Origin of the sequence: Tabrizicola sp., assembly GCF_022842145.1 — a bacterium.
Taxonomy (GTDB): domain Bacteria; phylum Pseudomonadota; class Alphaproteobacteria; order Rhodobacterales; family Rhodobacteraceae; genus Tabrizicola.
On record NZ_JALHQD010000006.1, the window covers coordinates 32,916 to 58,279 of the forward strand.

A 25,364-nucleotide genomic window follows, 5' to 3' on the forward strand; every position below is an offset into this window, starting at 1 on the left:
GTAAAGCTGACCGCCGGGGGCGCGCATGACGGGCCTTGTCGCAGGTGTCGACGTGGGCGGCACCTTCACGGACCTTGCGATCTTCGATCCGTCGACCGGGGAGGTCCGGCTGGCCAAGGTCCCGACCACGTTGCCGAACCAGTCGGGCGGCGTGCTGGCGGCCTTCGATGCGGCGGGGACCGATGATCTCTCGCAGGTCGACCTGATCGTCCACGGCACGACCACCACGACCAACGCGGTGCTGGAGCGTCAGCTTGCGAACACCGGTCTCATCACCACGGCCGGATTCCGCGACGTGCTGGAGCTTGGCCGCCGCACCCGTCCGCAGGCCTACGGGATGCACGGCCACTTCACGCCGGTGATCCCGCGCGACCTGCGGCTGGAAGTCCCCGAGCGGATGGATGCCCGTGGCCGCGTCCTGACGCCGCTGGACGAGGCCGCCCTGCGCACTGCCGTCACGCAATTGCGGGATCAGGGCTGCGAGGCGCTGGTGATCCATTTTCTCCACGCCTATGCCAACCCCGCGCACGAGCTACGGTCGGCCGAGATTGCGCGTCAGATATGGGCCAATGATTACATCACCTTGGGCCATGCTCTGCTGTCCGAATCCCGCGAGTACGAACGTGGCGTGACCGCGGCCGTCAACGCCTCGGTCCAGCCGCTGCTGGAACGCTACGTGGCGCGCCTGGCTGAAGAGTTGGCCGCGAAGGGCTACCGGCGCGACCTTCTGGTGATGAACGGCAATGGCGGGATGGTGGCCGCAAAGGACGTGGCGAAGGAAGCGGTCAAGACCGTGATGTCCGGTCCCGCCTCGGGCGTGATGGCGGCGGTTGCGACGGGCCGCAGGGCGGGGATGGCGAACCTCCTGACCTATGACATGGGCGGCACCAGCACCGATGTGGCGATGATCCGGAATGGCATTGCGCCCGTCTCGAACGAGATCGAGGTCGAATATGCCATGCCGATCCATGTGCCGATGGTGGATGTGCGCACCGTCGGGGCCGGGGGCGGTTCCATCGCCAGGATCGATGCGGGCGGCATGCTGCGGGTGGGGCCGGAAAGCGCGGGATCGACGCCAGGCCCGGTCTGCTATGGCCGTGGGGGGACTCGGGTCACGATTTCGGACGCGAACCTGATCCTCGGTCGCTTGCCCGCCGACCGCTTCGGCCAGGCGGTCGAGGCGGCGCATCGCGCGATGCGGGACCAGATTGCCGCGCCGCTGGGGCTGTCGGTGGAAGAGGCCGCGGAAGCGGTGGTCCGCATCGCCAACACCCACATGGCCGGGGCGATCCGGATGGTTTCGATCTCGCTCGGGGCCGATCCGCGCGACTTTGCCCTTTTTGCCTTCGGAGGGGCGGGGCCGCTGCATGCCGTGGCACTGGCCAGGGAGTTGAACGTTCCCAAGGTGTTGATCCCCGCCCGGCCCGGTATCACCAACGCCCTCGGCTGCGTGGTGGCCGACCTGCGCCACGACTTCGTCCGCACCCTGAACCGCCCGCTTGACGTGGTGGACATGGGCGACGTCCACGGGGTCCTTGCCACGCAGGAGGCCGAGGGGCGGCGTCTGATCGGGCTGGAGAAGATCGCGCTGACCACGGTGCGCGCCGAGTATTCCGCAGACATGCAGTTCGTGGGCCAGACGCATCTTCTGCGGGTGCGGCTGCCCTCAGGAAACCCGTCGCGCGACCAATTGCAGCGCCTGTTTGAGGCGGCCTATCACACCCGCTTCCGCGTGGACCTGCCGACGATCCGGGCAAACCTGGTGAACCTGAACGTGTCGGTCATCGGAGAGCGTCCGGCACTGGACCTGTCGCGGCTGATCGATCCGGCGGGGCGGCGGGAAAGGGCCCGGCCAGCCAGCACCCGGAAGGTCTGGTTCGGTGGCTGGCATGACACGCCCATTTACTGGCGGGACCACCTCCCGTTGAAGATCACCCTGCAAGGCCCGGCGATCATTGAGCAAATGGATACGACCATCGTGATGGATCCCGGATCGACGGCAACACAGGACGCGGATGGCAACCTGATCGTCGAGGTAGGCACATGATCGATCCCGTCACGCTTGCCGTCATCCAGGCAGGGCTTCAGCAGGTCTGTGACGAGATGGACCTGACGTTTTCGCGGGCAGCCTTCTCTCCGGTGATTGCGGAGGCGGACGACCGGTCCGACGGGATCTATTCGGCAAGCGACGGAAGCCTTATTGCCCAAGGTTCCAAAGGGTTGCCGGTCTTTGTTGGAGTGATGCAGTTCTCGACCGCGACGATTTTGGAGCGCATCCGTTCCGGCATCACGGCGGCACCGCAGCCGGGTGACATCTACATCGTCAACGACCCCTATCTGGGTGGCACGCATCTGATGGACGTGCGCTTTGCCATGCCGGTCTGGCGGGCGGGGGAAATCTACTGCTGGCTGTCGAACACCGGCCACTGGCCCGACACCGGCGGGGCGGTTCCGGGCGGGTTCAGCGCCAGCGCGATCAGTGCCGAGCAGGAAGGACTGCGCCTGCCCCCGGTGAAGCTGTTCAAACAGGGAATGCTGGACCAGGAAATCTACCAGATCATCTGTTCCAACATCCGGGTGTCCGAGCAGCGGATCGGCGATGTGAAGGCTCAGGCCTCGGCATTGCTGGTCGGGGCAGAGCGGCTGGGGGCGCTGCTGGACCGGTATGGCGACGCGACGGTGACTGACGCGATTGCCGAGATGCGCAGGCTGGCGGCCAAGCAGATGCGGGCGATGATCGGGCTGATCCCGGAGGGTGTCTATCGGGCCACCGCCATCGTGGACAGCGACGGGGTGGTGAACGAACCCCTGACGATCGCGCTGGCGGTGACGAAGGCGGGCGACCAGCTGACCTTCGATTTCGCGGGGTCGTCGAAACCCTGCATGGGGCCGATGAACTCGGTCCGGGCGACGACGCTGTCGGCAGTCTACCTGGCGATGCGGCATATCTTTCCGGATGTGCCGATCAGCGCGGGCGCCTTCGAGCCGCTGGAGGTTGTTGGTATTGAAGGGACTTTTCTGGATGCGCACTATCCGCGCCCGGTTTCCGGCTGTGCGGCCGAGGTCAGCCAGCGCATCGCCGAAGCGGTCTTTGCGGCGCTTGTGCAAGCCGTCCCCGGCTCTGTCACCGCGGCCCCGGCGGGAACCTCGGGCAACTTCGGGCTGGGTGGGCATGACCCGGAAAAGGGCCGGGATTATGTGATGTACCAGATCTCGGGCGGGGGCTATGGCGGTTTTGCGGGAGGCGACGGGATCGCCAACGGCTGTTCGACCATCGGCATTTCCAAGGCCCCGCCGGTCGAGATCATGGAGCAGACCTACCCCGTCCTGTACCGCCGCTATGCGCTGCACGAAGGGTCGGGCGGGGCGGGGCAGCACCGGGGCGGCTTTGGCGTGGACTACGAGATCGAACTGCTGCGCGGTGAGGCCCGGGCGTCGTTTGTCATGGACCACGGGCGGGTCGGGCCGCAGGGGGCCCTGGGGGGCCAGGACGGTGCGGTGAACCGGGTGGAGGTGATCCGGGATGGCGTGGTCATGGTGCCGGAGCATCTGTCGAAGGCGCAGGACATCGCCTTGAAACCGGGCGACCGGGTGCGGGTCAGGACGCCGGGGGGCGGGGGCTACGGCCCACCGGAAAAGCGTGATCCGGCGCTGGTGGCCGAGGATGTCCGGCTGGGGCGCTACACGGCGGAGGAGGCTGCGCGGCACTGGCCGGGATGGTCCGACGGAGGCGTCTGACTTGGTCGGCCAAGCCGTTGAGAACGCTGTTTTAATGACGCCAGGCGCTGCAAATCCGGCGATCTGCAGTGCGTCTACAGGGCGTATTCATTCCATGCATACGCACGTGCATCCCATAAGCCGTTAACCACCCTGCGAGGCAGGACGCGCCGACCCCCCGCCCTGGCCCGCTTGCGTGCGGGGAAAGGCGAGGGATCGTGCTGGCACTGCGCGGCTTATTCGGCGGCGTGGGGCCCGGCCTTCCTGCGTGACAGTGCCTCTTCCAAGAGCGAGATCCGGCCCTGCAAGAGCGCCACGTCGACCTGGTTGCGCGCAAGATTGTCGGCCATGACCAGCGGGTCGGGGGCCACGGGTTCGACATCCTTCTTGCCGAGGAAGCGGCCAAGGACCCAGGAGAAGAAGCGTGAGAGGTCGTCCATCGCGAGATACATCGACGGCACCACGACCAGGCTGAGCACGGTCGAGACGATGATGCCGCCCATCACGGCGATGGCCATCGGGGCGCGGAAAGCACCCCCTTCGCCGACGCCAAGGGCCGAGGGCAGCATCCCGGCGGACATCGCGATGGAGGTCATGACGATGGGACGGGCGCGTTTGTGGCCAGCCTCGATCACCGCCTCGATCCGGTCCATGCCGCGGACCCGCATCTCGATGGCGAAGTCGATCAGCAGGATCGCATTCTTCGCCACGATCCCCATCAGCATCAGGATACCGATCAGCACGGGCATCGACAGCGGGTTCTGCGTGATGATCAACGCCGCGGCCACCCCGCCCACCGACAGCAGGAGCGAGAAGATGATGGTGATCGGCTGCAGGACCGAGTGGAACAGAAGGATCAGCACGAACATCATCAGTAGGACACCCAGGATCATCGCACCCTGGAAGCTGCCCAGAAGCTCGGCCTGGACCTCGGCGTCGCCCGAGGGCGTGACCTGGACGGTCGCGGGCAGGCCCAGCGACGGCAGCAGTTCCTGGAAGCGGGCGGTGGCTTGGTCCAGCACATAGCCGGGAGCGATGTCGGCACCCAGGGTGGCGACGCGCAGGCGGTTCAGGCGCTTGACCACCGAGGGGCCTTCGGCGACCTCGACGGTGGCGACGGCAGCCAAGGGGACGGGGCCGTTCGACGACATCACCTTCAGCGCCGAGATGCGCGCGAGGTTGTCGCGGGAGGCTTCGTCCAGCTGCACCCGGATCGGGATCAGCCGGTTGTCGATGGACAGCTTGCCAAGCGCCGCCGAGACATCGCCGATGGTGGCGACCCGGACGACCGAGGCGATCTGCTGGACGGTGACGCCCAGACGGGCGGCCTCGTCGGCTTTCGGCGTGATCTGGATTTCCGGACGCGGCAGCGCAGCCTCGGTCGAGGTGTTGAGGAACATCGGCTCTTGCCGCAGCGCCTCTTCGATCTTCTGGATCGCGAGGTTCAGGTCGTCTTCGTCATCCGACAGGATGTCGTACGAGAAGGGACGCGCGCCGCCGCCCATGGTCGCGGCCTTGAAGGCGCGGACGTCGGGGATCGTCTTCAGCGCCTCGAAAACCTCGGTCTCGATTGCGCTTTGCGGGTGGATGCGGCCTTCGGAGGGGATTTCGGGGATCAGCGCGTTGATTCCGGGCAGAGCCTCGCCCAGTTCGATCAGCTTGCGCTGCAACCCGTTGTCCAGACGGTCGAGGATGATGGTGAAGGTGGCGCGGCGGGTGTCGCGTTCGCCAAGCGGGGTCGAGCCGCCAATCACAAGCACGGACTTCACCCCCTCAATGTCCTGCACGATGTCGCGCATCGCATCGGTGGTGGCGGCGGTGTCGTCGAGCGTGGAGCCGGGCGGCAGTTCGACCGAAACCACGATGCGGCTTTCGTCTTCGGGCGGGAAGAGGCTGCCGGGGACCTGCAGCATGGCGATGACCGAGAAGATCACCACGATCACCGCGACGACGAGGGTGATGTAGTAGGTCGGCAGCGCGAGCCAGCGACGCTTGGACGAGCGGCGGACCTTGGTCGTGTTGCGGACAAGCCAGATATAGCCGCGCATGATCGCGCCGTCCTTCTGGTCCTCGTGGCCCTGGGCGTCCTTGGTGCGCATCAGGTAGGCGGCCATCATCGGCGTGATCAGGCGCGCAACCAGAAGCGAGAAGAGGACGGCAATGGCGACAGTCAGGCCGAATTGTCGGAAGTACTGGCCGGGGATGCCGGGCATGAAGCTGACCGGGACGAAGACCGCGACGATGGTGAAGGTGGTGGCGATGACGGCAAGGCCGATCTCGTCCGCGGCCTCGATCGCGGCGCGGTAGGGGGTTTTGCCCATGCGGATGTGTCGGGCTATGTTCTCGATTTCCACGATGGCGTCGTCGACGAGGATGCCGGTCGCCAGCGTCAGCGCGAGGAAGCTGACCAGGTTCAGCGAGAAGCCCAGCATGTCCATCAGCAAGAACGTGGGGACGGCAGACAGCGGCAGGGCAATGGCCGAGATCAGCGTGGCGCGCCAGTTCCTGAGGAAGGCCAGCACGACGAGGATGGCAAGAAGGCCGCCTTCCAGAAGCGTGTGGATGGCGCTGGTGTAGTTGCCGTAGGTGTAGAAGACGGAATCGTCGACCATCGTGATGCCGACGTTCGGATGCTGCTGGGCCAGGTCCGCGACCACTTCGTTGGTGATCTCGGCCACCGAAACCTCGGACGCGCCCTTGGAGCGGAAGACCAGGAAGGTCACGCCCGGCTCGCCGTTGATGCGGCTGAAGCTTTTCAGTTCCTCGTAGCTGTCGACCACCTGGCCGAGGTCGGACAGTTTGACGAACCGGCCCGACGGGAGGGCGATGGGCGTATTGGCAAGGCTTTCCACGGTGCCCTGGTCGCCCAGGGTGCGGATCACCTGTTCACCCTCGCCAAGGTTCACCTTGCCGGCACCGAGGTTGGCGTTGGTCTGGGCGATCTGGGCGCTGATGGCCTGGGCGGTGACGCCGTAGCTGTCCAGCCGCACGGGGTCGAGTTCGACCCTGATCTCACGGTCGGCCCCGCCGATGCGGGTGACGCGGCCGATGCCGGGTTTGCCCTGCAACGCGCGGGTCACGGTGTTGTCGACGAACCAGGAGATTTCCTCCATCGTCAGGTCGGGGGCGGTGACCGAGAAGGTCATGATCGCCTGGCCTTCGACGTCGATGCGGGTGACGATGGGGGCCTCGATCCCGCCGGGCAGGTCGCCGCGGATCTGGTCCACGGCGTCCTTGACGTCCTGGACGGCCTTGTCGGTCGGCACTTCCATGCGGAATTCGATGACGGTGGTGGAAATCCCGTCCGTCACGGTCGATGTCACGCGCTTGGCGCCGGTCAGGCCAGCAACGGCGTCCTCGATCTCCTTGGTGACCTGGCTTTCCATTTCCGCCGGGGCCGCGCCGGACTGGCCGACCGAGACGGCGACGAGAGGGACGTCGATGTTCGGGAAGCGGGTGATCGGCAGCGCATTGAAACTTTGCCAGCCGAGGACCATCAGCAGGAAGAAGGCGAGAAGGGGGGCGACCGGATTGCGGATCGACCAGGCGGAGAAGTTCATGGCGCGGTCCCTCAGTTCACGGCAGCGGGGGCGGGGACCGGGTTGATCCGGTCGCCGGGACGGACGAAGGCGCCGGCCTTGGTCACCACCACATCGCCCTGGTTCAGGCCTTCGGTGATCTCGACCAGCCCGCCGTCGCGGATGCCGGTTTTGACGGCAATGCGCTCGACCACGCCGTCGACAACCCGCATCACGGTGGCCCCTTCCGAAGAGGAGCCGACGGCGGTGACGGGCACGGCCAGAGCCTGGGTTTCGGCCGCGAGGATCTCGGCTTCGACGAACATGCCGGTCCGAAGCGACTCGTTCGAGCTGTCGACCGTGATCCGGGCGCGGCCGAGGCGGGTGACCGGGTCGATCGAGGGTTCGACCAGGCGGACGGTGCCTTCCAGCACGCCGCCCATGCCGACGGCGCGTAGATGCGCCTTCTGGCCGGGGGCAAGGCGCAGAAGGTCGGTCTCGGCCACATCGGCGCGCAGTTCCAGGGCCGCGTCACGGGTGATGACGAACATCGGCTGACCCGCCGACGTGGCGATGGCACCGATCTTGGCGTTGCGCTGGACGATCTTGCCGGCGACGGGGGCTTTCACCTCGGTGCGGCTGAGGAGGAGGGCGACGTTTTCCAGCCGCGCTTCGGCAAGGGCAAGCTGTGCGCGGGCGGATTCCAACCCTTGCGTGGCCACCATCACCCGGGCGTTGGCAGAAAGCGCATTCGCCCGCGCCGTGTCGGCCTGAGCCTGGGGTGCGGTTCCCTGTTCGCGCAGCTTCGTCGTGCGGTCGGCCACACGCTGGGCCTCGTCGCGCGTCGTCTGCGACTCGACAAGTTGCGCCTCGGCCTGGGCGATGGCGGACTTCGCGGCCGCCAGCGAGGCAGCGGCTTCGGTCTTCTGCAGGTCCAGCGTGGTCTTGGACAGGACGGCAAGGACCTGGCCCTCGGTCACCATGTCGCCCACATCGACCAGAAGCTGGTCCAGCGGCTGGCCTTCGACGAGGGGTGCGACCTGAACCTCTTCTACAGCTGCGATCAGGCCCGAAGCGATGATCCGGTCGGACAACTGCGACAGCCCCACGGTACTGACGGTGATGGCGGGCAGGACCGGGGCCACTTCGGGCATGTTTTCCGCGGCGACCGCCTCTTGTGCCTGGGCGGGCAGGACCGGCGCGATGGCGAGGAGAACGGCTAGGATCAAGGTCGGGCGCATGGGCTTAGCCTTCAGCTGTGTCATTGGAGATATGGGCAAGGATGCCGTCGATCACGGCGACGACCTGGGCGGCAAGGGCGGGACTGGCGGGGCCGCACTGTGCGGTGCGGGTCGCCATCGCCTTCACCAGCATGACCAGCATCTGGCACTGGCCTGCATAGCGCACCCGCGCTTCTTCCATCGGGCGGCGCGTGGTATGGGCGAAGATCGCGGCCAGGAGGGACACGATGGTGTCCTCCATCTGCCGCGCCGCCTCGCCGATTTCCGGCTTGCGGATGGCGGCGGCGGTGATCTCGGCCCAGAGCTGACCGTCCTTCATCGACTCTTCCGAGAAGTGGTTCAGGATGCGTTCGCGCAGGAAGAGCATCGGCTTGTCCGAGGTCTGGATCTCGGCGAACTCGCCCTGAATTTCAGCCAGGTCATAGCCGCACATCGCCTGGACGATGGCGGCTTTGGAGGGGAAATAGCGGTAGAAGTTGCCGACGCTCATCCCTGCGGCGCGGGCAAGGTCCTGCATCGACGCGCCGTCGAAGCCCTTTTCGGCGAAGGCCTGACGGATCGAAGCCAGAATCTCATGGCTGCGCGCGTCGGCCGCGGGGATGGGGTGGGGCAGCGGGGGCATGGTCAGGAAGCCTGGGAATGAACGTTCATTCACTGCAGATAGCGAAGCTTACGCAGAGGTCAAGTGTCTTTACGGCAGAAGGCCCGCGCTGGATGTGTTGTGCTTCACTTTTCACCGGATTTGGCCCAAAGGAGCGGCAGCACAAGGACGAATGGCATGGCGACGGGCATCAGTTTCAACGTGGCGGCGACGGATGGCGCGGCGCGGACCGGGGTGATCTCGACCCCGAGGGGGCAGATTCGCACCCCGGCCTTCATGCCGGTGGGGACGGCCGCGACGGTGAAGGCGATGCTGCCGGAAAGCGTGGCGGCGACCGGGGCGGACATCCTTCTGGGCAACACCTACCACCTGATGCTCCGCCCGACGGCGGAACGGGTGGCGGCGCTGGGCGGGCTGCACACCTTCATGAACTGGTCGAAACCGATCCTGACCGACAGCGGCGGGTTTCAGGTGATGTCGCTGGGTCCCTTGCGGAAGCTGACCGAAGAGGGGGTGAAGTTTTCGTCCCACCTTGACGGGTCCAAGCACATGCTGACGCCGGAACGCAGCATGGAGATCCAGAAGCTTCTGGGGTCGGACATCGTGATGTGTTTCGACGAATGTCCCGCGCTGCCCGCCGATGAGGCGACGGTGGCCAAGTCGATGCGGATGTCGATGCGCTGGGCACAGCGGTCGCGCGATGCCTTCGGCGACCGGCCGGGACATGCGCTGTTCGGGATCATGCAGGGCGGTGTGACGCGGGAGCTGCGCGAGGAAAGTGCCGAGGCGCTGAAGGGCATCGGTTTCGATGGTTACGCCGTGGGCGGCCTGGCGGTGGGGGAGGGGCAGGAGGCGATGTTCTCCGTCCTCGACTACGCGCCGGGCTTCCTGCCGGAGGACAAGCCGCGTTACCTGATGGGTGTGGGCAAGCCCGACGACATCGTGGGCGCGGTCGAACGCGGCATCGACATGATGGATTGCGTGCTGCCCTCACGGTCAGGGCGGACCGGGCAGGCCTGGACGGCGCGAGGGCAGGTGAACCTGCGCAACGCCCGCCACAAGGACGACCCGCGTCCCCTGGAGGATGGCTGCCAGTGCCCCGCCTGCCGCAGCTATTCCCGCGCCTATCTGCACCATGTGGTGCGGTCGGATGAGATCATCGGCTCGATGCTGCTGACCTGGCACAACCTGCATTACTACCAGCTTTTGATGCAGGGCCTGCGGGAGGCGATTGCGGCGGGGGGGATGGCGGCCTTCGTGGCGACGTTCCACGCGCGGCGCGCCGAAGGTGATGTCGAACCGGTCTGACAAGCTGCCCGCGCGAACCCGGCCTGTGCGCCAATGCATAGCGGTATCCCGCTCTGCGCTGGTTGTGGCTGGCACCGCAGCCCCTAGGTTTGCACCAAGACCTTGCAAACAAAGGAACGTCGCGATGACCGAAGCTCTGTTCACCCCTTATACCCTTGGCGATATCGCGGTGAAGAACCGCATCCTCATGGCGCCCCTGACCCGCAACCGGGCGCGGCCCGAGGATGATACGCCGTTCGATCTGCACGCCGAATACTATGCCCAGCGGGCCGGGGCGGGGCTGATCATCACCGAGGGCACCCAGATTTCCCCGGAAGGGAAGGGCTATGCCTGGACGCCCGGCATCTATTCGGAGGCGCAGGTGGCCGGGTGGAAGACCGTGACCGATGCGGTGCATGCCAAGGGCGGCAAGATCGCCGCGCAGCTGTGGCATGTGGGCCGGATCAGCCACGTCTCGCTGCAGGAAGGCGGGGCGGCACCTGTTGCGCCGTCGGCCATCGGCGCGGGGTCCAGGACCTTTGACGGCACGGGGTTCGTCGAAACCTCGGCCGCGCGCGCGCTGGACCTGGCCGAGATTCCGCGGGTGATCGAGGACTATCGCCGCGCCGCCCGCAATGCCGACGCGGCAGGCTTCGACGGGGTCGAGATCCACGCGGCCAACGGCTATCTGATCGACCAGTTCCTGCGCGACACCGCGAACATCCGCACCGACGGATATGGCGGGTCGGTCGCCAACCGCGTCCGCTTCCTGGCCGAGGTGGTGACGGCTGTCACTGAAATCCTTGGGCCCGGCCGGGTGGGCGTCCGCCTCAGCCCGTTCTCGAACGCCAACAACGTCGGCATCGACAGCGATACTCTGGCGACCTTCAGTGCTGCAATCGATGTGCTGAACGATGCAGGCATTGCTTTCCTGCACATGGTCGAAGGCCAGACCGGCGGCCCGCGCGACTGGCCGGAAGGTGCACTGGAGACGCTGCGCGACCGGTTCAACGGGGCCTATGTAGCCAACAATGGCTATGTCCGTGACACGGCCGTTGCCGCCGTCGCGTCGGGCAAGGTCGATCTGGTGGCTTTCGGCAAGCTTTACATCTCGAACCCCGACCTGGCCGAGCGTCTGGCCCTGGATGCGCCACTGAACCCGATGCCGACCGAAGGGCTGTATGGCGGGGGAAGCAAGGGTTACACCGACTATCCCACGCTGGAGAAATCGGCTGCGTGACCGTGTGACGGAAAGTGCGGGCAAGGCAACTCGCCCGCGCTTTCCCACCTTGCACCCGTTCACGCAGAGGTTCATTCTGTCGAACCAAAGCAGAACTTGAATCCCCCGCCCACGGACCACAAGTTAACAATTCTGAAGGCGGAGCGGGCAGGGTTGCCGATGGTCGGGACCCCGCAGCGCTGCCGCGAACGAAGGTAGTCACATGAGCACCCAAAGCTATCCGGTCCTGCCCCTGCGCGACATCGTGGTGTTTCCCCACATGATCGTGCCGCTCTTCGTCGGACGCGAGAAATCGGTCCGCGCGCTGGAAGAGGTGATGCAGGACGACAAGCAGATCCTTCTGTCCTCGCAGAAGGACCCGACGGCGGATGATCCGGCCTCGGACGGCATCTTCCGGGTTGGCGTCCTGGCCAACGTGCTGCAGTTGCTGAAGCTGCCCGACGGGACCGTGAAGGTTCTGGTCGAGGGCAAGTCGCGCGTGAAGATCACTGGTTTCGTCGAGAACCCGGCGTTCTTCGAAGCCACCGCCGAGGCCCTGCCCGAGACCGACGGTGATTCCACGGCCGTCGAGGCGCTGGTCCGCGCGGTCGGCGAAGAGTTTGAGCGTTACACCAAGGTCAAGAAGAACATTCCCGAAGAGGCGCTTGCCGCCGTTTCGGACACCCGCGAACCTGCGCGCCTGGCTGACCTTGTCGCCGGTCACCTTGGCGTGGACGTGGGTCAGAAGCAGGCGATCCTGGAAACGCTGGACGTCGCCGAGCGGCTGGAGAAGGTCTACGGCCACATGCAGGGCGAGCTTTCGGTCCTGCAGGTCGAGAAGAAGATCAAGTCTCGCGTCAAGACGCAGATGGAGAAGACCCAGCGCGAGTACTATCTGAACGAGCAGATGAAGGCCATTCAGAAGGAACTCGGCGACGGCGAGGACGGCCAGAACGAGGTCGCCGAGCTGGAGGCCCGCATCGCCAAGACCGAGCTTTCCAAGGAAGCCCGCGAGAAGGCCGACGCCGAGCTGAAGAAGCTGAAATCGATGTCGCCGATGTCGGCGGAAGCCACAGTCGTGCGCAACTACCTTGACTGGCTGCTGGGCGTGCCGTGGGGTGTGAAGTCCCGCGTCAAGAAGGACCTCGGTGCCGCGCAGAAGGTGCTGGATACCGACCACTTCGGCCTGGACAAGGTCAAGGAGCGGATCGTTGAGTATCTGGCGGTGCAGGCGCGGTCGACCAAGCTGAAGGGTCCGATCCTGTGCCTTGTCGGCCCTCCGGGCGTCGGCAAGACCTCGCTGGGTCGTTCGGTCGCCAAGGCCACGGGGCGTGAGTTCATCCGCATCTCGCTGGGCGGCGTGCGCGACGAATCGGAAATCCGCGGTCACCGGCGGACCTATATCGGGTCGATGCCCGGCAAGATCATCCAGTCGCTGAAGAAGGCCAAGACCACCAATCCGCTGATCCTCCTGGATGAAATCGACAAGATGGGCCAGGATTTCCGGGGCGACCCGGCGTCCGCGCTGCTGGAGGTTCTGGATCCCGAACAGAACAACACCTTCGTCGATCACTACCTGGAGGTGGAGTACGATCTGTCCAACGTGATGTTCATCACAACGTCGAACAGCTACAACATGCCGGGTCCCTTGCTTGACCGGATGGAGATCATTCCGCTGGCCGGCTACACCGAGGACGAAAAGCGCGAGATTGCGCGGGGGCACCTTCTGCCCAAGCAGATCGCCGCGAACGGCCTCAAGAAGGGCGAATTCAGCGTCAGCGATGCAGCGCTGACCCATGTCATCCGCTACTACACCCGCGAAGCGGGCGTGCGGAACCTGGAGCGCGAGATCGCCAAGCTGGCCCGGAAAGCGGTGACCGACATCCTGAAGGGCAAGACCAAGAAGGTGGACGTCGATCCGACGAAGGTCGAGGAATACCTGGGCGTCCAGCGCCACCGCTATGGCCTGGCCGAGAAGGAAGATCAGGTTGGTGTGGTCACCGGTCTGGCATGGACCAGCGTCGGCGGCGATCTTCTGCAGATCGAAGCGCTGAAGCTGCCGGGCAAGGGCCGGATGAAGACGACCGGGAAACTGGGCGACGTGATGAAGGAATCGATCGACGCGGCCGCCTCTTACGTCCGCTCGATCAGTCCGAAGATCGGGGTGAAGCCGCCGAAGTTCGAGACGATGGACATCCACGTCCACGTGCCGGACGGGGCGACCCCGAAGGACGGGCCCTCGGCGGGTCTGGCGATGGTGACCTCCATCGTCTCGGTCCTGACGGGGATTCCGGTTCGCAAGGACATCGCCATGACCGGCGAGGTCTCGTTGCGCGGCAACGCGATGCCGATCGGCGGGCTGAAAGAGAAGCTGCTCGCCGCGCTGCGGGGCGGGATCAAGACGGTCTTCATCCCGGAGGAGAACGCCAAGGACCTGGCGGAGATTCCGGCGAATGTGAAGGAAGGCCTGACGATCATCCCCGTGACCCACGTCCGCGAGGTTCTGGCCCAGGCGCTGGTGCGCCAGCCCGAGCCGGTGGAATGGGACGAGGCGGCGGAAGAAGCGGCGGCAGCCGCGCGGGCTGCGGGCGGTGTGGTGCCGCCGGTTCAGACCGCGCACTGATCGACCGACCACCAGAACCAGACGGGCGCGCCAGACCGGCGCGCCCGTTTTGCGTTGTGGAGGGCGGGCCCGCGTGCGGGGAACACGATGCGACTTCCCTCTGGCCGGCTCGCGCAAGGCTGCGTAGTGTCGCCGGGACACAGATAACCGGAAGAAGGCAACATGGCCCCGCGCACGCCCAAGGACTCTGATACGAAGCCCGAGAAGGCAACCAAAGCGCCAAGGTCGGCCAAGGTGGCGGCGGGGGTGGATGCCGCCGCAACGCCCGCAGCGGCCGTGGTCGGTTCAGACGCTCCCGCCGCCCGCGCGGACACGGTCAAGCTGAAGGACCTGATCGAAAGCGTTGCCAGTGCCACCGGGGGCAAGAAGGCCGACGTGAAGGCCACGGTCGAGGCGACTCTGGCCGCACTGGGCGAGGCGCTTGCCACCGGCAAGTCGCTGGCGGTCCCGCCCCTTGGCAAGCTGCGGGTTGTGAAGAACAAAGGTCCGGCGCTGACTTTGAAGCTGCGCCTGGCCGATGGTGCGAAGGCCGCCGGATTGGCCCTTGCAGACGAGGGAGAGGACGACTAAAAGCCCCCCCATCGGGCGATTAGCTCAGCGGTAGAGCGCTTCGTTCACATCGAAGATGTCAGCGGTTCAAATCCGTTATCGCCCACCATTCTTCCCCAAGGCGCGCCCGAACCGGCGCGTCTTTGGCATTCCAGGGCTTGCCAGATTCGGGCGGTCGCGGTAGGCACCGGGGTGGGGGCGGTTAGCTCAGTTGGTAGAGCGTCTCGTTTACACCGAGAATGTCGGGGGTTCGAGTCCCTCACCGCCCACCAGTCCCCCCGAACCTGAGTCTCTGCCCCGATTGACGCGGATCAAGGCCCGGGCTTGCCTTGCGCGTTAGGTTGGTGGCCCGAAAGGTTCCATCATGTCCGACGCCAGCAACATCGTCTTCCGTGCGACCGGTCTGACCAAGGTCTACCGCAACGGCGCGCTTGAGGTGCACGCCTTGCGCGGGATCGACTTTCAGGCGCGGAAAGGGGAGTTCATCGTCATCCTTGGGCCCTCGGGGTCGGGGAAGTCGACGTTTCTGAACATTGTCGGCGGGCTGGACCGCGCTTCGGGCGGAGAGGTCTGGTTCGAAGAGCACCAGCTGACCGCGCTGGACGAGGCTCAGCTGACCCAGTACCGCCGCGACCACGTGGGTTTTGTCTTCCAGTTCTACAACCTGGTTCCCAGTCTGACTGCCCGCGAGAATGTCCAGCTGGTGACCGAGATCGCCCGCCGCCCGATGCGGGCCGACGACGCGTTGGCGCTGGTGGGACTGCAGGACCGGGCCAACCACTTCCCCGCGCAGCTGTCCGGGGGGGAACAGCAGCGGGTCGCCATTGCGCGGGCCATCGCGAAGAACCCCGAAGTGCTTTTGTGCGATGAACCCACGGGAGCCCTGGACAGTGCGACGGGCATCAAGGTGCTGGAGGCGCTGACCCAGGTGAACCGGGCGGTGGGGGCCACGACACTGGTCATCACCCACAACGCCGCGATCCGCGATATCGCCGACCGGGTGATCCGCTTTGCCGATGGACGGATCATCGAAGAAACGGTCAACGCCACCAAAAAGCAGCCCTCGGAGGTGGCATGGTGATCTCGCCCCTCCGCCGCAAGGTCCTGCGTGACCTCGCGCGACTGTGGGCGCAGGTGCTGGCCATCGCGCTGGTGCTGGCGGCGGGGGTGGCGACGCTGATCCTGGGGAACGGGGCTTACGCCTCGCTGTTCGAAACGAGGGCGCGCTATTACGAGGAGAACCGCTTCGCCGATGTCTTCGCCGACGTGACCCGCGCGCCAAGGGCGCTTCTGGGTGAGGTCCAGGACATCGAGGGCGTGCTGGATGCCGAGGCGCGGATCGTGAAGCTGGGTCTTCTGGATCTGCCGGGGATGGTCGAGCCGGGGTCGGTCCTGTTCGTCTCGCTGCCGGACACGGGCGGGTTGAACCGGCTTTATCTGCGGCTTGGCCGTCTGCCCGAGCCGTTGTCGGCCGAAGAGATCGTCATCAGTGACGGGTTCGCCGCTGCGCATCGGCTGGGGCCGGGCGACCGGCTTCCGGTCCTGATGAACGGCAAGCGGCGCGAGTTGCTCATTACCGGCGTGGCACTGTCACCCGAGTTCATCTATGCCTTGGGCCCCGGCCAGATGATGCCCGACCCCCGCCGCTTTGGCGTCGTCTGGGCGCCCCGCGCCGGTCTGGAAGCCGCCTATGACCTTGACGGAGCGTTTTCGAACCTGGTCTTGAAGCTTGCCCCCGGTGCCAGCACGGACCGGGTGATCGAGGCGCTTGACCGGCTGACCGAACGCTATGGCGGGGCAGGGGCCAGGGGGCGAACCGACCAGATCAGCCACGCCTTCCTGGACGCGGAACTGAAGCAGCTTTGGGCGATGGTGCGGGTGCTGCCGCCGATCTTCCTCTTGGTCGCGGCGATGCTGGTCAACATGACGCTGTCGCGCCTGATCACCCTGGAACGCGAGCAGATCGGGCTTTTGAAGGCCATCGGCTATACCTCGCGCGCGGTGGCGCAGCATTACGTGGAGTTCGTGGCCCTGATCGCGGTGGTGGGCATCGCGATCGGCTTTGCCGGTGGGGCCTGGCTGGGGGTGGGGCTGGCGCAGATGTATGCGCGGTTCTTCACCTTTCCCTACCTTGTCTTCACCCGCGACCCGCAGCTTTACGGTCTGGCCGCCATGATCACCTTGGCGGCGGCCATTGCCGGTGCGCTTTACGCCGTCCGGTCGGTGGTCAAATTGCCCCCGGCCGTCGCGATGGCGCCCCCGTCGCCTGCTGTGTACCGGGAGCGCGCCACCTGGCTGCGCCGCCTGCTGAACCTGCCCCAGACCGGGGTGATGGTCGCCCGCCACCTGCTGCGCTGGCCGCTGCGCACCGCAAGCTCCACCCTTGGCGTGGCGATGGCGGTGGCGATCCTGGTCGCCTCGCTGTGGTCCTTCGGCTCCATCGACCGGATGATCGACATCACCTTCTTCCGGTCCGAACGCCACGATGCCCAGATCGTCTTTGGCACGCCCGAACCGCTTGGCGCAGCCTTTGCTGCACGCAACATGCCCGGCGTGATGGTGGCCGAGCCCTTCCGTCAGGTGGCCGCCAAGATCAGCCACCTGGGACACGAGAAGACCCTGGCCATCATGGGCCGACCGGCCGAGCCGCACCTGTCGCGCGTGCTTGACCCCGTCTTGCGGCCGATGCCGATGCCCGAGGCGGGCCTGATCCTGTCCGAGGCGCTGGCCGACGCCCTGCAAGTCCGCCCCGGAGACCGGGTCACTGTCGCGCTGCAGGAGGGTCGCCGCGCCACTGTCACCCTGCCGGTAAGCGGCTTGTCGGTCGGCTATGTCGGGCTGGGCGCGGCGATGGAGATCGGCGCGCTGAACCGGTTGATGGGTGAGGGGGCGCTGATTTCGGGCGTCAGCCTGATGATCGACGACGCCCGCACTGCCGAGTTCTACGCCGCCGCCAAGATCACCCCCAAGACCGAGATGATCAGCGTCACCACCCTGATGCTGACCCGCTTTCGCGAGACCCTGGCCGAAAACATCACCGTGATGGTCACCGTCTATGTCGTGCTGGCGGGCATCATCGCCGTGGGCGTGGTGTACAACTTTTCGCGCATTGCATTGTCCGAACAGGGCCGCGAACTGGCCAGCCTCCGCGTCCTGGGCTTCACCAACCGCGAGGTTTCCGGCGTGCTTTTCGGCGAGCTTGCCACCGTGGTCCTGTTGGCGCAGCCTTTGGGCTGGCTGATCGGCTACGGCATCGCATCGGCGATGGCGGCAGCGTTTTCCTCGGACCTTTACCGCGTGCCCTTCGTCGTCCAGCGCGACGTCTATGCCACCGCAACCCTGGTGGTCTGCGCCGCCGCCCTGGCCTCGGCCTGGGCGATCCGGGGGCGGATCAACAATCTCGACATGATCGAAGTCCTGAAGACACGGGAGTAGCCCCATGCGCCGCCTGATCCCCATTGCCGCTGCCCTGGCCGTGCTGGCCTTCCTGGTCTGGGCCTTCATGCCGCGCTCGGTCGAGGTCGAACTGGGCGAGGTTGCGCTGCGCCCGCTGGAGGTCGCGGTCGAGGAGGAAGGCGAGGCGAAGATCCGCGAGGTCTTCACCGTCTCGGCGACCATTACCGGCAAGCTGCAGCGGATCGGCCTGCATGCCGGCGACGAGGTGACGGAAGGCCAGCCGGTCGCCAGCATCGGTCCGGCGGCTCCGGTTCTTCTGGACAGCCGGGCGCGCGCGGTGGCCGAGGCGACGGCTGCGGCGGCGCGGGCGGCGACCGAACTGGCCCGCGCCCAGCTTGCCCAGGCCGAAGCCACCCGCGACTTCATGGCCGGAGAGGCGAGCCGGGCGGTCGCTCTCTTTCAGAAAGGGGCCATGTCCCAGCGCGCCTACGACATCGCGGTCCGCGAGCAGAAGACGGCCGAGGCGGCGGTTTCCAGCGCGGTGGCGAACCTTGCGGTGCGCGAGAAAGAGCTGGAAAGCGCGCTTGCCGTCCTGAGCCTGGACGGGGCGGGCAGCGGGGCGTCCTGCTGCGTGGAGATCCTCGCGCCGGTATCGGGAAAGGTCCTGCGGGTGCTTACCGAAAGCGAGCAGGTGGTGCAGACGGGCACGCCGATCCTGGAACTGGGCGATCCCGGCAATCTGGAAATCGTGGTGGACCTTCTGTCTCGCGATGCAGTGCGGGTGACGGAAGGTGCCGTGGCGATGGTCAGTGGCTGGGGCGGCGCGCCCACGGCTGCAAAGGTGGAGCGGATCGAACCCGCGGCGGTGACGCGGGTCTCGGCCCTTGGGATCGAAGAGCAGCGGGTGACAGTGATCCTGCGCCTGACCGGTGCCCGGAGCGACTGGCAAGGGCTGGGCCACGGCTTCCGGGTGATCGCGCGCATCGCCCTTTGGCGCGAGGAGGAGGTGCTGACGATTCCGGTGGGCGCGCTTTTTCGGGATGGTCCGGACTGGGCGACCTATGCCGAGGCCGACGGCCGCGCCGTCCTGCGCCGGATCACGCTGGGCGAGCGGAACGAGGATTTCGCGCAGGTGCTGGAAGGGCTGCAGCCGGGCGACCGGGTGATCCTGCATCCGTCCGATCAGGTGGCCGACGGCGTGGGCATCGTGGCGCTGGAGCCGTCCTAGGTCAGGACCGTCCAAAGCGCGGCAAGGCCGGCGGCGACAAAGACTGCGCCTGCGCCGATCACATAGCCGAGGTAGTCCTGCAGAAACCCGCCCTTTGCGGGCGGGATGTGGTGGGTCACCGGCCGGGATTGCGGTTTCGGCGCCTCCTCCGTCAGGGCGGCGGGCAGGGGGCCGCCCTCTTCGGCGATGCGGATCCAGTCCAGCCAGTCCCCGGCCGACTGGATCCGGTCGCGTGGCATGACGCGGACGGCCTTGTCGATGGCCTGCAGGAACCCGTCCGGATAGCCCTGGAACCGGCCGGCCAGCGGCACATATGGATCAGGCTCGCCCTCGGCCACGCGGGCCAGGCGGCGCTGGCTTTCCGGCGGCGGGCTGCCGGTGATGACATGGTAGAAGGTCGCGCCCAACGAATAGAGGTCGCTGGACGGGCTTTGCTCTGCCCCGGTCAGGTAGAATTCCTGCGGCGAGTAGCCTTCCTTGATGACCCGCCGTCCAGTCAGGACCCGGGTGGCCCGCACCACCTGTTCGCTGGCCGCGCCGAAGTCGATCAGGATCGGGTTGTTGGTCTTGTCGACCAGGATGTTGTCCGGCGAGATGTCGCGGTGCAGGATGCCGACCTGATGGATGAACTCCACCGCGCCCAGCATCCGCTTCAGCATCAGGACCACCTGCTCGGGCGTGAAAGCCTGGTCGGTTGAATCCAGGATGTCGTGCAGGTCGCGGCCTTCGATGTAGTCGATCGCCATATAGGCGGTGTCGTTGTCTTCGAACACCTGATGGACCCCGACGATGTTCGGATGCACGAGGCGCGCCAGGCTTTTCGCCTCGGCCAGGAAGCTGTCGACGAACCCGCGGAAGTCATCCTGGTGCTTGCGGGACCGGGCGCGCACAAAGCCGGTCGAGCGGCGGCAAAGCGTGTTCGGAAAACACTCCTTGATGACGACGGTGCGGTCGAGGCTGTCTTTGGCCAGATAGGTGATCCCGAACCCGCCGCTGTTGAGAAAGCCGATGATGGTGTAGTGCCCGCCCAGCAGCTGGGTGCCCGGCTTCAGATCATCGGCAAAGGCGTCGGGATCGACGCGGCCCAACTCGGCCTCGAGCTGATTGCTGATCTGTGTCCGCCCCTGCGCCACGTTCATCCTACCGGTCTGATCACTCGCCAACATGACGGTTTCTGCAGGGTCCTGCAGCGCCATCGTCTTAGAACTAGGTTTACACCGGGTAAAAGCCGCACGGGCCCGGGCCCGCTCCTTGTGGATATTCTACGCAGTCGAGGGCCAGGCGCGCAAACCTGCTGCAAGAGGATCGGTGTGCCCGGTCGGCGGTGCACCACCCACACGGATGCCCGGACTTGGGCAAAGCGGGTGGGATGGCACCCTAACAAATTGATTTCAAATGCGTTGCAGTCAAGTTGCGCAAAATTGCACAGACTTGGCGGTCCGTGGGCACTGTGACAAAAACACCAGCGATCCCAGTGGGATGCGCCGTTATCTCGCCTTAATTCACCCGGCTCCTCATCCGCCAGAGGCGTAGGTCGAAGGCTTAACAACCAGAGGTAGAATCCGTCAGTGCGCCAAATATCACCGGACCGATTCGGTTTTGTCAGTCGCCAGGCCATTCCTTTGCGGTTTGCCCCGGCCGAAGGATCTGAAAGCTGCGGGCGGGCAGGGTCAGCCAGTCGTCCGCCGTCCCGTCGGGCCAGATGACCCGCAATTCCACCGTTTCAGCTGCACCAAGGCCGAAGTGGAGCCAGCCGACCGACCCCGAGACGTGACCACCGCCCGACACGATCTCGTGCCGTTCCACCTTGTCGCCGCGCCTGATCTCGACCACCGATCCGATGGCATCGCGGTTGACGTTGTCCTGCTGCAGGCGGACCTGCACCCAGCCACCGGCAAGCGCCCCGGTCTGCCGCCAAAGCTGTGCCGGCTCCCAGCGGTTCACGACGACGAGGTCCAAGAGCCCGTCCAGGTTGAAGTCCACCACCTGCGCGCCACGCGCGATGCCGAAACTTGCCACCCCCGCGCGGTCGCCGGCTTCGACGAAGGTGCCATCCCCTTGCCCCAGCAGTAGGTTGTTGGGGTCCTTTGCCGCGAAGTCGGGCATCTGTGCCACGTTGCCCTTGGCCACGAACAGATCCAGGAGGCCGTCGTTGTTCACATCGGCGAACTGAGGATGCCAGGCGGTCGAAGGGTTTAGGTCGCCCCCGGTATAGGGCCGGTGCGCCGTGATCCCGGACTTGAAGGCGATGTCGGCAAAGTCGGGCTTGCCCGAGGCGGGGTCCTTCAGCACCTGCAGCTTGTTGTCGGCCATCGAAGTCAGGTAATAGTCCGGATAGCCGTCCAGGTTCACGTCGGCCGAGGCGATCCCCATTCCCCAGATCCGCAGGCGTTTCCAGCCGTCATCCTTCTCGGTGTAAAGCCGCGGCGGCTGGCCCGGCTCCAGATGCCACATCTGTTCCTGCCCGCCCTTGTAGTATTCGCGGTCGTTCGACACCCGCAGGGAGGGATGGCCGGACCGGTTCCAGTCGGTGAAAAGCATCGAAAGCGCGCAGTGCGACGGGGTGAGGGCCAGCGGCGCGGCGAAGCGGTTCGCCTCGGACCCGACACCCGGGCGGTGCAGCCAGTTGTCGGTGCACGAGCCCCAGGGGAAGGCCTCTTCCTTGCGGTCGACGTAGTTGCCGACAGCCAGAGTGGGCCAGGTCTGCCCTTTCTCCCAGATCGCGGCAAAGGCGGTGGACCAGGCGTCGCCACCGTCAAAGCCCCAAGCCTGCGTCGCATCCTCGAACCGGCAGTCGCCAAGGCCGCGCAACAGGCGGTTTTCGCCCAGCCGCAGGACCACCAGGTCCATTACCCCGTCGCTGTCGATGTCCAGGGGATAGGCACCCAGCACGGCGTCCAGCGACACGGCCCCGGTCTTCTCGAAGGCCAGCGCCCCGCCTTTCGGGCTACGGTTGAGATACAGCGCCGAAGGCCCGGCACCGCCGGACAGGAACAGCTCGGGAAAGCCGTCGCCGGAACAGTCGAAAGTGGCGACACCGCCGCCGACCATGTATTCCCAGTCCCCCTCGAACGGGGTGGTGATGCCGGCGCTGGCGGTTTCCTCGGTAAAGGTCGGCAGGGCCGGTTCGGCCAGGACTGGGCCCGCAAGGGCAAGGATCAGAAGGCCGGCGCGCATCATGCTTCAGTCCGGAGGGCTGCGGCGAAGGCCCCGACGGCCCGACCCTGCACAAGACCGGCCTCGTTGCCGAAGCGGAAGTGTATCCCGCCGTAAAGCCGTGACATAGCCGCTTCTTCGGCAGCGGCTTCGAAGGACGCAAAGCTGCGGACAGGCAGGCCTTCGTCCTCGTGCGTCGCGTCGTCGAAGGCGAAGCTGTCGCCGAAGATCGACGTCAGCACGGTCGAGGCCGCACCGGACTGGGTGGAATGGCCCGAGGTGTATTCCGGGAAGGGCGGCGTGATCAACAGCGGTTCCCAGGCCGGATCGATGTGGCGCTTGATGTAGGTGACCGGGCGCAGCAGGTTGTACCTGAACTTCGTCGACCAGCAGGAAATGAAGGCGTCCGCCTGCGCCACGCCCAGCTTGGCCAGGGTCGAGGAGATGACCTCGACCGGCAGCGCGTCCCGGTCGGCGATCTGCATCACGATCGAGATCCAGTGCCCCGCCGGGGTCGGGGTCAGCATCGCGTCGTCGGACCAGAAACGGGCGATCAGCTTCTGCTCGTCGGTCAAGGCCTTTGCGGTCTCGACGACCTCAGCGGCAAAGCCGTGGAAGGCCGATCCGGCAGCCTCGTCATAAGCCGGTGGCGGGGGGGCATCCAGCGCCGCCATGTCGGGCACGGCGAAAGGCCGGTTTCCGCCCCAGGCGGGCAGCAGCGGGGCTTGCTGCAGCCGGATGGCACTGGTCGGAGCCCAGTCCTGCGGGTTGGTGCCGGGCGTGTAGTCGTGCGGAAAGCCCATGTTCTCGACCACCGCGCCACCATCGGTCGCGGCCCAGGCCAGGATATGCGCCGCAATCGCCTGACCATGCGCCACACTGCGGTCGACGACGTCGGTAGCCATCCCGTCGCGCGCGGTGCGGCCCATGATTTCGCCCATCTTCTCCATCGCGCGCTGGCCGGTGGGACCCGTGTTGGCGAACAGCTCCAGCACCGCTGCGTTCAGAGCGGCGTGCAGCACGCAAGGCTCGTCGAATGCGCCCTCGCCGCGGGTGGGCAGCGGGGAAAGGTCGGTCAGCTGTCCGGCAAGGCTGTGCAGCGCGGGGTTGCCCGAGGCCAGCGCCTCATGCGCGGTGACGCCGATATAGGCGAAGCCACGGGCGGCGACGGGCGGCATGTAGGTTGCCGTGTGCCGCACAAGCTCCAGGATCAGCTTGTGCCAGGTCAGCAGCACCTCGCGCGAGACATCGGCACGGGCGGCTGCAAGTGCGGGCTTGAGGTGCAGGGCGAACGGCGCGGAAAGGGTAAGCCCAAGAAACTGGCGGCGGCGAAATGGCATGGTGTCCTCCCGGATGCCCGCGTTTCTGTCACGCGCCAGAAGACGTGGCAAACCCTTTCAATGCCGTCCCGTCAGCCAGTTCCCGACTGCCGCCAGCTGCGACGGCCCTGCATCTGGCCGGTCCTCGCGCCGGTCGGCGGCGTTCAGAAGCGCATACATTCCGTGGACGCCCAGCCAGCGGACCGGCTCCGGCTCCCAGTCCTTGACCCGGCGGTTGACCCAAGGAAGTTGGGCAAGGTCGGTGTCGCGCCCGAGCGCCAGGTCAGCCAGCGTCCGCCCCGCCAGGTTCGACGTGGAGACACCCACACCCACATAGCCCCCGGCCCAACCAAGCCCCGTCACAGGGTCCAGCCCCACGGTCGCGCACCAGTCGCGCGGCACTCCCAGGACGCCGCACCAGGCGTGGTCGATCTTCGCCTGCCGGACCGCCGGGAAATGCCGGTGCAGGATCGCCGTCAGCCGCTTGATCGTTTCGGGGTCCGGCGCGCCATTCGTGTCGAGGTTTGAGCCATAGCGGTAGGGCACCCCCCGGGCACCCACGGTGATCCGGCCCTCGCGGGTGCGCTGGCAATAGCAGTAGGCATTCGCGAAATCCCCAATAATTTCATGGCCCTGCCAGCCGATCTGGTCCCATACCTCTGGCGGCAGGGGTTCCGTGGCGATCTGGGCCGAGTTCATCGGCAGCCACTCGCGCTTGCGGCCCGGCAGGCCTGCGGTGAAGCCTTCCGTGCAGCGCAGGATGACCGGGGCCTGCACCGTCCCGCGGTCGGTTGTCACCAGGCCAGGTTCGTAGCCCGTGACCGTCGTGCCCTCGACGATCCGCACCCCCAGCCGTTCGACCGCCTTCGCCAGCCCCCGCACCAGCTTGGCCGGCTGCACTCGGGCGACGTTGGTCACCACCATCGCGCCAAGCGCGCCGGGAATGCGGATGCGGTCCGCAAGATCGCGGGCGTTCATCTCGAACACCCGCCCCTCCTCGCCCCAGTGCCGCCGATGCGCGACCTCGGCCTGCATCCGTCCGACCTGCGCGGGCTTGGTCGCCACCATCAGCTCGTCGGTGCGCTGGATGTCGGCGTCGATCCCGCAGGCTTCAGCCACGCGGATCACCTCGTCCACCGTGCCGCTCATCGCCTCGACCATTGCGCGGACGGCGTGTTCGGACGAGGTTTCCAGATACCGCGCATGGTTCCAGGCGAAGCCGCCCGTAAGCCAGCCGCCGTTCCGCCCCGAGGCGCCGAAGCCCGCGAAGTCCTTTTCGATCACCAGGACATCCAGTGCGGGATCAGCCTTCTTCAGGTAGTAGGCGGTCCAAAGCCCGGTATACCCCGCCCCGATGATCGCCACATCGGCTGTCCGGTCGCCCGCAAGTGCCGCGCGGCGGAAGGGCAGGCCGATGTCGGCATACCAGAACGAAACATCGCCGATCCGCATGGAACCCCCTGTTTTGGGCGTCAGAGGGCCACAGGCCCAACCACATTTCAAGCCGAAT

16 protein-coding genes and 2 tRNA genes are annotated in these 25,364 nt (G+C 66.4%); 11 read left to right on the top strand and 7 right to left on the bottom strand.

Annotated features, from left to right (window positions below; all coding sequences use genetic code 11):
- The first annotated feature begins 25 nt into the window (after nucleotides 1–25).
- Complete coding sequence (locus tag Q0C42_RS14380; RefSeq protein ID WP_295077200.1) at nucleotides 26–2,047, top strand: hydantoinase/oxoprolinase family protein; 2,022 nt, start codon at nucleotides 26–28, stop codon at nucleotides 2,045–2,047.
- Nucleotides 2,044–3,738: a hydantoinase B/oxoprolinase family protein gene (locus Q0C42_RS14385; protein ID WP_295077203.1), complete on the top strand. Its 1,695-nt coding sequence runs from the start codon at nucleotides 2,044–2,046 to the stop codon at nucleotides 3,736–3,738. Before Q0C42_RS14380 ends, Q0C42_RS14385 begins: the two co-directional genes overlap by 4 nt.
- 215 nt (nucleotides 3,739–3,953) lie before the next feature.
- Here the strand turns inward: Q0C42_RS14385 and Q0C42_RS14390 are convergent, their stop codons facing one another.
- The 3 genes from Q0C42_RS14390 to Q0C42_RS14400 are packed head-to-tail and all read right to left on the bottom strand — an operon-like array spanning nucleotide 3,954 to nucleotide 9,098.
- Nucleotides 3,954–7,277: an efflux RND transporter permease subunit gene (locus Q0C42_RS14390; protein ID WP_295077205.1), complete on the bottom strand. Its 3,324-nt coding sequence runs from the start codon at nucleotides 7,275–7,277 to the stop codon at nucleotides 3,954–3,956.
- An 11-nt stretch (nucleotides 7,278–7,288) separates the two neighbouring features.
- A complete protein-coding gene (locus tag Q0C42_RS14395) occupies nucleotides 7,289–8,500 on the bottom strand; it encodes an efflux RND transporter periplasmic adaptor subunit (protein ID WP_295077207.1) in 1,212 nt (403 codons plus the stop codon).
- A complete protein-coding gene (locus Q0C42_RS14400; protein WP_295077209.1) occupies nucleotides 8,481–9,098 on the bottom strand; it encodes a TetR/AcrR family transcriptional regulator in 618 nt (205 codons plus the stop codon). Before Q0C42_RS14400 ends, Q0C42_RS14395 begins: the two co-directional genes overlap by 20 nt.
- A gap of 156 nt (nucleotides 9,099–9,254) precedes the next feature.
- On the opposite strand from Q0C42_RS14400, the gene tgt reads away from it, so the two are divergent.
- The 9 genes from tgt (at nucleotide 9,255) to Q0C42_RS14445 (ending at nucleotide 19,379) form a co-directional block, all read left to right on the top strand.
- Nucleotides 9,255–10,385, top strand: coding sequence for a tRNA guanosine(34) transglycosylase Tgt (gene tgt / locus Q0C42_RS14405; protein WP_295077213.1), 1,131 nt, complete (start codon nucleotides 9,255–9,257; stop codon nucleotides 10,383–10,385).
- A gap of 124 nt (nucleotides 10,386–10,509) precedes the next feature.
- Complete coding sequence (locus tag Q0C42_RS14410; RefSeq protein ID WP_295077215.1) at nucleotides 10,510–11,604, top strand: alkene reductase; 1,095 nt, start codon at nucleotides 10,510–10,512, stop codon at nucleotides 11,602–11,604.
- Between the two features lie 202 nt (nucleotides 11,605–11,806).
- On the top strand, nucleotides 11,807–14,206 hold the full coding sequence (lon, locus tag Q0C42_RS14415) for an endopeptidase La (protein ID WP_295077217.1): 2,400 nt from the start codon (nucleotides 11,807–11,809) through the stop codon (nucleotides 14,204–14,206).
- 162 nt (nucleotides 14,207–14,368) lie between these two features.
- A complete protein-coding gene (locus Q0C42_RS14420; protein WP_295077220.1) occupies nucleotides 14,369–14,776 on the top strand; it encodes an HU family DNA-binding protein in 408 nt (135 codons plus the stop codon).
- 13 nt (nucleotides 14,777–14,789) lie between these two features.
- A tRNA-Val gene (locus Q0C42_RS14425) sits at nucleotides 14,790–14,864 on the top strand.
- An 87-nt stretch (nucleotides 14,865–14,951) separates the two neighbouring features.
- A tRNA-Val gene (locus Q0C42_RS14430) sits at nucleotides 14,952–15,027 on the top strand.
- Nucleotides 15,028–15,119: 92 nt separating this feature from the next.
- Nucleotides 15,120–15,836 (top strand): ABC transporter ATP-binding protein, encoded by a 717-nt coding sequence (locus Q0C42_RS14435; protein ID WP_295077223.1) that lies wholly within the window; start codon nucleotides 15,120–15,122, stop codon nucleotides 15,834–15,836.
- A complete protein-coding gene (locus Q0C42_RS14440; protein WP_295077226.1) occupies nucleotides 15,830–18,190 on the top strand; it encodes an FtsX-like permease family protein in 2,361 nt (786 codons plus the stop codon). The genes Q0C42_RS14435 and Q0C42_RS14440 overlap by 7 nt, the downstream gene beginning before the upstream one ends.
- Before the next feature lie 4 nt (nucleotides 18,191–18,194).
- Complete coding sequence (locus Q0C42_RS14445) at nucleotides 18,195–19,379, top strand: HlyD family efflux transporter periplasmic adaptor subunit (RefSeq protein ID WP_295077229.1); 1,185 nt, start codon at nucleotides 18,195–18,197, stop codon at nucleotides 19,377–19,379.
- Here the strand turns inward: Q0C42_RS14445 and Q0C42_RS14450 are convergent.
- From Q0C42_RS14450 to Q0C42_RS14465, 4 genes are all read right to left on the bottom strand, one after another.
- On the bottom strand, nucleotides 19,376–20,518 hold the full coding sequence (locus tag Q0C42_RS14450; protein ID WP_295077232.1) for a serine/threonine-protein kinase: 1,143 nt from the start codon (nucleotides 20,516–20,518) through the stop codon (nucleotides 19,376–19,378). The genes Q0C42_RS14445 and Q0C42_RS14450 overlap by 4 nt on opposite strands.
- Nucleotides 20,519–20,981: 463 nt before the next feature.
- Complete coding sequence (locus Q0C42_RS14455; RefSeq protein ID WP_295077235.1) at nucleotides 20,982–22,559, bottom strand: CRTAC1 family protein; 1,578 nt, start codon at nucleotides 22,557–22,559, stop codon at nucleotides 20,982–20,984.
- Complete coding sequence (locus Q0C42_RS14460; RefSeq protein ID WP_295077237.1) at nucleotides 22,556–23,875, bottom strand: vanadium-dependent haloperoxidase; 1,320 nt, start codon at nucleotides 23,873–23,875, stop codon at nucleotides 22,556–22,558. Before Q0C42_RS14460 ends, Q0C42_RS14455 begins: the two co-directional genes overlap by 4 nt.
- A gap of 57 nt (nucleotides 23,876–23,932) precedes the next feature.
- Nucleotides 23,933–25,306, bottom strand: coding sequence for an FAD-binding oxidoreductase (locus tag Q0C42_RS14465; protein WP_295077240.1), 1,374 nt, complete (start codon nucleotides 25,304–25,306; stop codon nucleotides 23,933–23,935).
- Nucleotides 25,307–25,364 lie beyond the last annotated feature (58 nt).